At 46.1% G+C, this 10,822-nt stretch carries 12 protein-coding genes and 1 rRNA gene; all 13 read left to right on the forward strand.

Annotated elements, in window-relative coordinates:
- Positions 1-4 precede the first annotated feature (4 nt).
- Positions 5-769 carry a type III pantothenate kinase gene (locus ACE4RR_RS18060; protein ID WP_375536845.1) on the forward strand — a complete coding sequence of 255 codons (765 nt, stop codon included), beginning with the start codon at positions 5-7 and terminating at the stop codon, positions 767-769.
- Between the two features lie 20 nt (positions 770-789).
- Positions 790-1,686 carry an Hsp33 family molecular chaperone HslO gene (gene hslO, locus ACE4RR_RS18065; protein WP_375536846.1) on the forward strand — a complete coding sequence of 299 codons (897 nt, stop codon included), beginning with the start codon at positions 790-792 and terminating at the stop codon, positions 1,684-1,686.
- Positions 1,687-1,788: 102 nt separating this feature from the next.
- Positions 1,789-2,718 (forward strand): cysteine synthase A, encoded by a 930-nt coding sequence (cysK, locus tag ACE4RR_RS18070; protein ID WP_375536847.1) that lies wholly within the window; start codon positions 1,789-1,791, stop codon positions 2,716-2,718.
- Between the two features lie 111 nt (positions 2,719-2,829).
- Positions 2,830-4,299, forward strand: a complete 1,470-nt coding sequence (locus tag ACE4RR_RS18075) for an anthranilate synthase component I family protein (RefSeq protein ID WP_375536848.1) — start codon at positions 2,830-2,832, stop codon at positions 4,297-4,299.
- Between the two features lie 13 nt (positions 4,300-4,312).
- Positions 4,313-4,897, forward strand: a complete 585-nt coding sequence (gene pabA / locus ACE4RR_RS18080; RefSeq protein WP_375536849.1) for an aminodeoxychorismate/anthranilate synthase component II — start codon at positions 4,313-4,315, stop codon at positions 4,895-4,897.
- Between the two features lie 3 nt (positions 4,898-4,900).
- Positions 4,901-5,794, forward strand: a complete 894-nt coding sequence (gene pabC, locus ACE4RR_RS18085) for an aminodeoxychorismate lyase (RefSeq protein WP_375536850.1) — start codon at positions 4,901-4,903, stop codon at positions 5,792-5,794.
- Positions 5,787-6,629 (forward strand): dihydropteroate synthase, encoded by an 843-nt coding sequence (folP, locus tag ACE4RR_RS18090; protein WP_375536851.1) that lies wholly within the window; start codon positions 5,787-5,789, stop codon positions 6,627-6,629. The genes pabC and folP overlap by 8 nt, the downstream gene beginning before the upstream one ends.
- Entirely contained in the window at positions 6,622-6,984 is a 363-nt protein-coding gene (folB, locus tag ACE4RR_RS18095) for a dihydroneopterin aldolase (protein WP_375536852.1), read from the forward strand. The genes folP and folB overlap by 8 nt, the downstream gene beginning before the upstream one ends.
- A complete protein-coding gene (folK, locus tag ACE4RR_RS18100; protein ID WP_375536853.1) occupies positions 6,981-7,514 on the forward strand; it encodes a 2-amino-4-hydroxy-6-hydroxymethyldihydropteridine diphosphokinase in 534 nt (177 codons plus the stop codon). Before folB ends, folK begins: the two co-directional genes overlap by 4 nt.
- Positions 7,466-7,666, forward strand: a complete 201-nt coding sequence (locus ACE4RR_RS18105) for a helix-turn-helix domain-containing protein (protein WP_375536854.1) — start codon at positions 7,466-7,468, stop codon at positions 7,664-7,666. Before folK ends, ACE4RR_RS18105 begins: the two co-directional genes overlap by 49 nt.
- 18 nt (positions 7,667-7,684) lie before the next feature.
- Positions 7,685-8,683 carry a tRNA dihydrouridine synthase DusB gene (gene dusB / locus ACE4RR_RS18110; RefSeq protein ID WP_375536859.1) on the forward strand — a complete coding sequence of 333 codons (999 nt, stop codon included), beginning with the start codon at positions 7,685-7,687 and terminating at the stop codon, positions 8,681-8,683.
- A gap of 102 nt (positions 8,684-8,785) precedes the next feature.
- Positions 8,786-10,282 (forward strand): lysine--tRNA ligase, encoded by a 1,497-nt coding sequence (gene lysS / locus ACE4RR_RS18115; RefSeq protein WP_375536855.1) that lies wholly within the window; start codon positions 8,786-8,788, stop codon positions 10,280-10,282.
- A gap of 463 nt (positions 10,283-10,745) precedes the next feature.
- Positions 10,746-10,822 (forward strand): 16S ribosomal RNA (locus ACE4RR_RS18120); the annotation flags it as partial.

The following is a 10,822-nucleotide window of genomic DNA, read 5'->3' on the forward strand; positions in this document are numbered from 1 at the left end:
TCGTATGATATTTGTCATGAATATTGGTAATACAAATATTTCCTCAGGATTATATAAAGAGAAGAAGCTGGTCAGCTCCTGGCGTACGGCCGCAGACCGCGGCAAAACGGAGGATGACTTCGGGCTCCAGCTGCTGTCGCTTTTGCAAAGTGCGCAAGTCTCAAAAGATTCCGTGGAGGGTGTAATCATATCCTCTGTTGTACCGCCGCTGGTGTTTCCTGTAAAACAGGCATGCAAAAAATACCTGGGCTGTGATCCGTTAATTATCGGACCCGGAATAAAAACGGGCCTGAATATCCGCTATGAAAACCCGCGCGAAGTCGGAGCGGATCGAATCGTCAATGCGGTTGCGGCTCTTCAGGAGCAGAATGGGCCGTTCATTATTGTTGATTTTGGCACAGCGACCACATTTTGTTATGTTGATGGCAACAATCAATATATTGGGGGGATTATCTCCCCTGGATTAAATATTTCAGCCGAAGCGTTATATGAGCAGGCGGCAAAGCTGCCGCGGGTGGAACTAAAGAAACCGGCAGGATTGATTGGAAGAAATACGATTGATGCGATGCATTCAGGGATATACTACGGCCACGCCGCTATGGTGGACGGGATCATCCGCCGTATAAAAAAGCAGGTTGGCGAGAATGCCTTTGTAATTGCGACAGGCGGAATCGCACCGTTTATTTCAAAAGCCTCGGAGACGATCGATAAAGTGGATGCTTACATGACACTCCATGGATTGAGTATAATTTACGAAAAAAATAAGTAAGGATGAAAGGAAGTAGTAAAATGAATGACTATCTTGTGAAAGCAACAGCCTACGAGTCAAAGGTAAGAGCTTATGCAATTCAATCGACTGAGATGGTAAATGAAGCTGTGCACAGGCACCAGGCCTGGCCGACTGCAGCTGCGGCTCTAGGAAGAGCGATGACAGCAGGTTCAATGATGGGAGCCATGCTGAAGGGTGAGGATAAGCTTACGATAAAAATAGAAGGCGGCGGCGAGATGGGGCCGATTATTGTGGACAGCGATTCTACTGGCAACACAAGAGGCTACGCTCATAATATGCAGGTGCATTTTGACTTGAATGAAATGGGAAAGCTCGATGTAGCAAAAGCGGTCGGTACAGAAGGTTATCTGTCTGTAGTAAAAGACCTGGGTATGAAGGATCATTTCACAGGAAGTGTACCGATTGTTTCAGGGGAGCTTGGGGAGGATTTCACTTATTATTTTGTTTCCTCTGAACAGGTGCCGTCCTCTGTCGGACTTGGCGTGCTGGTAAACCCGGACAACACAATTAAAGCAGCGGGCGGCTTTATATTGCAGCTCCTTCCGGGTGCGGATGATGAGTTAATCAACAGACTTGAACACCAAATTGAACATATGCCCCCTGTTTCAAAGCTGATCGAAAAGGGAAAGACACCTGAAGAAATCCTCGCAGTGGTGCTGGGCGAGGAAGTGAAGGTGTTATCGACCCAGCCGGTTGCATTTTCCTGCCACTGCTCTGCTGAACGGGTGGCAGCGGCCCTCGTTTCCCTGGGAAGTGATGAAATACTCGATATGATTGAAAAAGATGGCGGAGCCGAAACGCAATGTCATTTTTGCAATGAAAAATATCATTTTTCAAAAAACGATTTGCAGGATATTTTAGAAGAAGCGAGAAGTTTAGAGAATAGCGTCCAATAAGAAAGAACCAGCTCACTTTATTGACACTTTTCTGAATCATTGGTAGTATATTAACAACAAAACCAATAAAATTACTAGGGATTTCGAAGGGAGAAGCGATTGATGAGAGTAGCAAACAATATTACTGAGCTTATTGGCAACACTCCACTTGTGAAACTGAATCGTTTAACAGGAGAAAATGATGCTGATGTTTATTTAAAGCTTGAATTTATGAATCCTGGCAGCAGTGTAAAAGACAGAATCGCCAAAGCAATGATCGAAGCGGCAGAGCGTGATGGTAAATTAAAGCCCGGCGATACATTAATAGAGCCGACAAGCGGGAACACAGGAATCGGCCTCGCTATGGTAGCGGCCGCTAAAGGATACCGTTCTATTCTCGTCATGCCTGAAACGATGAGTCTGGAACGCCGCAATCTACTGCGTGCTTTTGGTGCCGAGCTTGTACTTACTCCAGGACCCGCGGGAATGGGCGGTGCCATTGCAAAAGCAAATGAATTAGCTAAAGAAAACGGCTATTTCGTGCCCCAGCAATTTGAAAATGAAGCTAATCCTGCTATTCACCGGGAAACGACCGGACGTGAACTCCTGGAGCAGGTGGACGGACAAATTGATGCTTTTATTTCCGGGATCGGAACAGGCGGTACCATAACTGGTGCCGGAGGCCTTTTGAAGGAGCATTATCCAAATTTAAAAATTATTGCATTAGAGCCTGCTGATTCTCCTGTACTGAGCGGTGGCCAAAAAGGACCGCATAAAATTCAAGGGATCGGTGCCGGTTTTGTGCCTGAAATTTTAGATACTGATATTTATGATGAAGTGGTTACTGTGACAACCGAGCAGTCGTTCGAATATGCCCGCCGTGCTGCAAAAGAAGAAGGTATCCTAGGCGGTATTTCTTCCGGGTCAGCCATATATGCGGCACTCGAAGAAGCGAAGAAGCTTGGTAAAGGCAAAAAAGTCATCGCCGTTATCCCTAGTAACGGAGAACGTTACCTCAGCACGCCGCTGTATCAATTTGAAGATGATGAGTAATTAAAACCCGGACTGCCCTGACTTCTCAGGGTAGTCTTTTTTACTTTCTGGTAGTATTTAAGAACGCATGATAGGATATTGTGTACAAGCAGTCATCAGGAGGGACAGAACATGCCAAAGAATTTTTGCCCTTTGCCGGATCGTGCCGCATCCTATGAAATTACAGGGGTTTCCTTTACATATAACGCAGACGATTTTTTCTATGCTTATCGCTCCTTAAGCCAGGGAGAGAGTCGCCATGCGATTTTAGAAAGCGGACAGAGAGGGCGCTACAGCATAGCTGCTTTCTGTCCATTTGCAGAATTGCGGGGGAAGGATGATTCGCTGTTCATTGAAACGGCAGCAGGCCAGTTTGAAAAACGAGGAGAGCCCCTTGAAGAAATGAAGACCTGGCTTTCGCCATACACCATCACCGCCAAGCCGGCCCTTCCTGATTTTCAAAGTGGGCTTATTGGTTTTTTCAGCTATGATTACGTCCGTCGTAATGAACGTCTCCCCCATCTCGCAGAGGATGACCTCGATACACCTGACTTTTGTTTTCTTGCGTTTCAGGAAGTTTTTGTATATGACCATTTGAAAGAAACGCTTTGGATTCTTATTCATCACGCAAAAGGCAGAAAAGCAGAGGCCCTCCTGCGTGCGGAGGAATGGAAAAAAAAATGGCTCGAGCCTCGAGCGTTTGAGTGGTGCTGGAACAGCGAAGAGAATACTTCCATAGCCAATCAAAATAAAATGAAGCCATCGTTTTCCCAAGCAGCCTTCTCCCGGGCAGTTGAAAAGGTTCAGCACTACATTCGCAGCGGAGATGTTTTTCAAGTAAACCTGTCTGTCCGTGAGAGTGAACCGCTCCGAACCCCTCCGCTGCATATATATGAGAAATTAAGAGAGCTTAATCCATCTCCATACATGGGGTATATTCACACCCCCTGGCAGCAGATTATTAATGGTTCTCCGGAGCTTCTCGTAAAAAAGCGAGGCGCTGAAGCTTCGACCAGGCCAATTGCAGGCACTCGGCCGCGCGGGAAAACAGAGGCGGAAGATACGGCCCTTGAAAAGGAACTGTTTGGAACAGAAAAGGAACGGGCTGAGCACATTATGCTTGTCGATCTTGAGCGAAACGATCTCGGCCGGGTATGTAAGTATGGATCAGTAGAAGTTGACGAGCTGATGGTCACAGAAAAATATTCCCATGTGATGCACATTGTCTCCAATGTGAAAGGAATACTTGCCGATCAGGTGGATGGATATGATATGATAAAAGCAGCATTTCCAGGCGGCACGATTACCGGGGCCCCTAAAATCCGCACGATGGAAATTATTGAAGAATTAGAGCCGGTGCGAAGAGGGCTGTATACAGGCTCTATCGGCTGGATTGGCTTTGATGGCGACCTTGAGCTCAACATTGTCATTCGTACGATGATCGCAAAGGAACGGGCGGCCTACGTCCAGGCAGGGGCAGGGATTGTCATTGATTCAAAACCAGCAGCGGAATATGAAGAGTCGCTTCGAAAAGCCAGGGCGCTCTGGAAAGCAAAAGAGTCGAGTGAAGCAGAGTTTATTTTTCAAAAACAGCAGAGCTGAGGAGGAGTTAATAATGATTTTAATGATTGATAATTATGATTCGTTTACGTACAATCTCGTTCAATATTTGGGTGAAATGGGCGAGGAGCTTGTCGTACGCAGAAACGATGAAATTACCATAGAGGAAATTGAAGCAATGGCACCGGACTTTTTGATGGTTTCCCCAGGTCCATGTACGCCGAATGAAGCGGGTATAAGTCTTGAAGCAATCCGCGTTTTCGCAGGAAAAATTCCGATATTCGGTGTCTGTCTCGGCCATCAGTCAATAGCGCAGGTATTTGGAGGAAATGTTATCCGCTCAGAGCGTTTGATGCACGGAAAAACCTCCGAAATCCACCATGATGGAAAGACCGTGTACAACGAGCTGCCGCAGCCTTTTACGGCTACTCGCTACCATTCACTCATAGTGGAAAGGCCGACGCTGCCGGACTGCTTTGACATTACTTCTTACACCGATGAAGGTGAGATAATGGGAATTCGCCATAAATCCCTTCCTGTGGAGGGTGTCCAATTTCACCCTGAATCGATCATGACCGGCGAAGGCAAAAAACTTCTTCGTAATTTTATTGCCGCTTACCGTGCACCACAGGGAGTTTAAGAGATGTATGTAAATATAAACGGTGAGATAAAAAAGGCGGGCGATGCTCGCCTTTCTGTATTCGAACATGGATTTATGTACGGGCTTGGACTGTTTGAAACATTCCGTATCTATGAAGGGCACCCTTTTCTCTTGGATGATCATTTCAGACGGCTGGAGTCAGGCCTCGAAGAGCTGAACATCATGTGGAGCTACGATCGCGGCCTGGTATTAAAAGAGCTGAGGGAGCTGATGCGGGCAAATGGCTGGACGAATGCCTATGTGCGGTATAATGTTTCAGCCGGTCCTGGGGAGCTCGGCCTGACGGTCGAAAAGTATACACAGCCGACTGTAATAATTTATATGAAGCCGCTCCCAGAGCCTGCAGGCAGAGAAGCAGTCAAAAAAGCCAGGCTGCTGCAAGTGAAAAGAAACACTCCTGAAACAAACGTCCGATTAAAATCACATCACTATTTAAACAGTATTATGGGAAAAAGAGAAATAGGGGCGGATCCTGACACAGAGGGCCTGTTCTTAACAAGCGGCGGCTTCCTGGCCGAAGGGGTGGTTTCCAACCTTTTCTGGGTGAAAAACAAGACTCTCTTCACGCCTTCTCTTGACACCGGAATTCTGCCTGGGATCACGAGAGCTCTGATAATTCGGCTCGCCGTGCTTCAAGGTTGGACTGTCCGGGAGGGTTTATTCTCACCTGATGCTTTGTTTGATGCTGAGGAAGCTTTTGTAACTAATTCGATTCAGGAAATCGTCCGGCTTTCTTCGGTGGATGATAAAACATGGGAAGGGACAATGCATGACTCAGCTGCAGCACAATTGCTAAAAAAATACAGACAATACAGAACAAAGCTGTTCAGTATGGATGAAATAGAGGAAAAGGAAAGGGAGAATCACAATGAATAGTGAAGTCATGAGTTGGGGAAGCCGGATTCTTGATTTTTCAAAGAAAACATATGTTATGGGAATACTAAATGCCACCCCGGACTCTTTTTCAGATGGAGGGAGGTACGTCCAGCTCGAGGAAGCACTGAAGCATGCAAAGGAGATGGTCCGGGCTGGAGCGGATATTATTGATATCGGGGGAGAATCCACGAGGCCTGGAGCAGTGGAGGTTGACCTGAAAGAAGAACTGCGCCGCGTTGTACCTGTCATTAAAGAACTTGCAAAGCAGGTGGAGGTGCCAATTTCCATAGACACTTATAAAGCCGAAACGGCCAAACAGGCCATTGAAGCAGGCGCATCCATTATAAATGACGTGTGGGGAGCGAAAGCAGACCCGGAAATGGCCCATGTGGCTGCAGCCTTCGATGTCCCGATTATTTTAATGCACAATCGGGAAAATACAGAATATGGCGATTTAATGACTGACATGATAAATGATATGAAAGAAAGCATTGCCATCTGCCATGCAGCGGGAGTGAAGAATAACCGTATTATCCTTGATCCGGGTATCGGCTTTGCGAAAACGTATGAACAAAATCTGGAGGCCATGCGGCGTCTGGAAGAATTCACTTCACTCGGTTATCCCGTCCTGCTCGGGACTTCAAGAAAATCCATTGTAGCAAAAACGCTCGATCTTCCAGTGAACGACCGGCTGGAAGGAACTGGTGCTACAGTCAGTCTTGGAATAGAGCGGGGCTGCAGCATCGTCCGCGTCCATGATGTACTTGAAATGAGCCGGACCGTGAAAATGATGGATGCCATGCTGGGCAAAGGGAAGGTGAAAACTGTTGGATAAGATTCATATGCAGGGTATGGAATTTTATGCATACCACGGTGTTTTTTCTGAAGAAAACAAACTGGGGCAGCGCTTCAGAGTAGACATTGTCATGGAAGCCGATTTACGAGAAGCTGCGGCAGAGGACAATATTGAAAAAAGCATTAATTACGCGGAAGCCTACGAGGCCGTTAAGGATGTTGTAGAAAAAGAGCAGTATGATCTTGTGGAAACGATTGCTGAAGGAGTGGCGGCAAATCTTTTTAAAAACTTTTCCATATTGAAGCGTGTCAACGTAAAAGTCATCAAGCCGGACCCGCCGATCCCCGGCCATTACGATCACGTAGCAATTGAAATCGTGAGGGGAAGACAATGACTCATTCTGTCTATATCGCTCTCGGTTCCAACATTGGGGACCGGGAATATTATTTACGTGAAGCATTAAAAATGCTTGAAGAGAAAGATCTGCTCAGACTATCGAAGCTTTCGTCAATCTATGAAACAGAGCCGGTCGGAGTCACCGATCAAGCAGCATTTTTAAATATGGTCGTCGAAATGCAGGCAGACATGAGTCCGCTGCCTCTGCTGGAACTCATACAGCAAATTGAAGAAAATCTGGACCGCGTCCGCACAAGAAAATGGGGTCCGCGGACAATAGACCTTGACATTTTGCTCTACAATGATGAAAATATTGAGATGAGCGAATTATCAATCCCTCATCCCCGTATGCACGAACGAGCGTTTGTGCTCGTTCCTTTTTGCGAGATTGCGCCTCAAACGATGCATCCGCTCTTTCAACGAACCATCGAAGATATTACTAACGCCTTGCCAGATAATGAAAAAGAAGGTGTGCACATATGGAAGAACCGCTCTACTCAAGAAGGCTTCGGTCTTTTCGGAAATTAAAAGGCTTCACACAAGTCAGCCTTGCTGAGAAAATGGGCATCTCTGTGACAGTGCTCGGCCAGGTCGAGCGCGGCAGCCGTGTACCTGATAAGGTTTTTCTTGATAAAGCAGCACGTGCTCTGCAAATCAGCACGAGAGATTTACAATCATAAAAGCTGGAGGTGGAAATGATGCTTAAAATCGGTGATATTCAAATGAAAAACCCAGTCGTGCTTGCCCCGATGGCTGGAGTATGCAATCCGGCTTTCCGTCTGATAGCCAAAGAATTCGGTGCAGGACTCGTATGTGCCGAAATGGTCAGCGATAAAGCTATTTTAAACAAAAATGAAAAGTCCCTTCAAATGCTGTATGTGGACGAAAGGGAAAAGCCTTTAAGCCTGCAGATCTTCGGCGGCAGCAAGGATACAATGGCGGCAGCTGCCCGCGTGGTGGACCAGCAGACGAATGCAGATATTATTGATATTAATATGGGCTGTCCCGTTCCGAAGATTACGAAATGTGATGCAGGCGCCAGATGGCTGCTGAACCCGGACAAGATTTATGAAATGGTGTCTGTCGCCGTAAAAGCTGTAGATAAACCGGTCACCGTAAAAATGAGAATGGGATGGGACGAAGACAATATCCTTGCGGTCGAAAACGCCCAGGCAATCGAATCTGCAGGCGGGAAGGCTGTAGCTCTGCACGGGCGTACCCGTCTCCAAATGTATGAGGGAACAGCAGACTGGGATATCATTAAGGAAGTAAAGGAAAAGGTAAACATTCCTGTCATCGGAAACGGAGACGTTAAAACACCGCAGGATGCGAAAAGAATGCTCGATCAAACCGGAGTTGACGGCGTTATGATCGGCCGGGCCGCCCTCGGTAATCCATGGATGCTGTACCGCACCATCCGTTTTCTAGAATCAGGTGAGCTTGCACCGGAGCCAGGCAATCGGGAAAAAATCGATGTGTGCATGATTCATATGGACCGTCTCATTGCTCTGAAAGGAGAAACGGTTGCCGTGAGGGAAATGAGAAAGCACGCAGGCTGGTATCTAAAAGGAATGCGCGGTAATTCTAAAGCCCGTGACTTAATTAACCGCCTCGACACCCGCGACGATGTGGCAGAAGCACTGTATGATTTTGTGGAGAGTCTAGAGGCTCGCGAGGAAGAGAAAGTTACCGTCTGATATGTATGCGGGGCTGCCCCTAAAGTTTAAAAGGGTCAGTCCCTTTACATGTTCACTGACGTTTGTAAAAATAAAAATCAACGAAAAAGGAGTTGGTTACACGTGAGCGAGGAACAAGAATACAATGACCAGATTTCCGTCCGGCGCGAAAAAATGCAGGCGCTTCTTGATGAAGGCATTGATCCGTTCGGACAGAAATTTGAACGCACGCACAGTGCCCAACGTATGAATGAAGAATTTGAAGCAGACAGTAAAGAAGATCTTGAAGAAAAAGAAACCAACGTTGTCCTTGCCGGAAGAGTAATGACAAAACGGGGAAAAGGAAAAGCAGGCTTTGCCCACATTCAGGATTTAAGCGGCCAAATTCAGATTTATGTACGAAAAGATCAGGTTGGCGAGAAGCCATATGAAATTTTTCAAAGTGTGGATATAGGTGACATTGTCGGGGTAAAGGGGTCCGCATTCCGTACAAAAGTGGGGGAGCTTTCCGTAAAAGTGTCTGAGTTTGAGATGCTCTCAAAAGCACTTCGTCCGCTTCCAGATAAGTTTCATGGCTTAAAGGATGTTGAGCAGCGCTACCGCCAGCGCTATCTCGATCTCATCGTAAATCCAGAAGTCCGGGACACATTTGTCGTTAGAAGCCGGATCCTCCAATCAATGCGCCGGTACCTTGATGACCAGGGCTACCTGGAGGTGGAAACGCCAATGCTTCATACCATACCGGGTGGAGCTTCTGCCAAGCCATTTATCACACATCATAATGCTTTAGATATGGAGTTATACATTAGGATTGCTATTGAACTTCATTTAAAAAGGTTAATTGTCGGCGGCATGGAAAAAGTCTATGAAATTGGACGAGTGTTTAGAAATGAAGGTATTTCTACAAGACACAACCCTGAATTTACGATGATTGAACTTTACGAAGCATATGCTGATTATAAAGATATCATGGATCTTACAGAAAATCTGATTGCTCATATTTCCCAGGAAGTTCTCGGCACCACAAAAATTAAGTATGCCGAAGAAGATGTTGATCTGACTCCAGCGTGGCGGCGTGTTCACATGGTAGATGCCGTCAAAGAAGAGACCGGAGTTGACTTCTGGAGTGAGATGACCGATGAAGAGGCGCGGACTCTTGCTAAGACACATAATGTCCCTGTCAAAGATTCTATGACATTTGGGCATGTAGTGAATGAATTCTTCGAGCATTTCGTTGAAGACAAGCTTATCCAGCCAACGTTTGTATACGGACATCCTATTGCAATATCTCCGTTGGCGAAAAAGAGCACAGAAGACGGACGCTTCACAGACCGCTTTGAACTATTTATTGTCGGGCGTGAACATGCAAATGCCTTTACGGAGTTGAATGATCCAGTCGATCAGAGAGAACGTTTTGAAGCGCAGGTAAAAGAGCGGGAGCAGGGCGATGATGAAGCGCACATGATGGACACCGATTATCTTGAATCGATGGAATACGGCCTTCCCCCAACTGGAGGCCTGGGTATTGGAATTGACAGACTGGTGATGCTTTTAACAAATTCTCCATCAATCAGAGATGTATTGTTATTCCCGCAGATGCGTAAACAATCCAATGAATAGCTTCATCCATAATAAAGAAGGTCCGGCCATGTGCCGGGCCTTCTTTATTGATATCAAGATGAAAAAATCTTTATACTCCCGGCTTGCTTGTCAGGCTGCTGATTAGTTTTTTGCTGCGGTTGACGGTCTGTTTTACCAGAAAATATTATGTCCGGAAATTCTGAATTATCGGTATTGAATTTTCCGGGAGGAAATTGCGTTTTTTCTATTGTGCGATTACTAAAACGATGATATATTATTATCCGTTGTTCAAAAACAACTATTTCCATTCTAAAAATTTATTGGATGTAAATAAAAAATAATATTGACACTCATTTTGGCAGGTGTTAATATAAGAAAGTCGCCAATTGAGCGGCAGCACAGATTGTCCTTTGAAAATTGAATGAAAGTCAAGCGTTTAATTAAAGTAACATCCCCCATCTAATTCAGATGGACAAAGCAAGAAGAGTCAGTACTCTACTATTTATTGGAGAGTTTGATCCTGGCTCAGGACGAACGCTGGCGGCGTGCCTAATACATGCAAGTCGAGCGCGGGAAGCC

Source organism: Alteribacillus sp. HJP-4 (assembly GCF_042139015.1).
Lineage (GTDB): Bacteria > Bacillota > Bacilli > Bacillales > Marinococcaceae > JBHIKY01.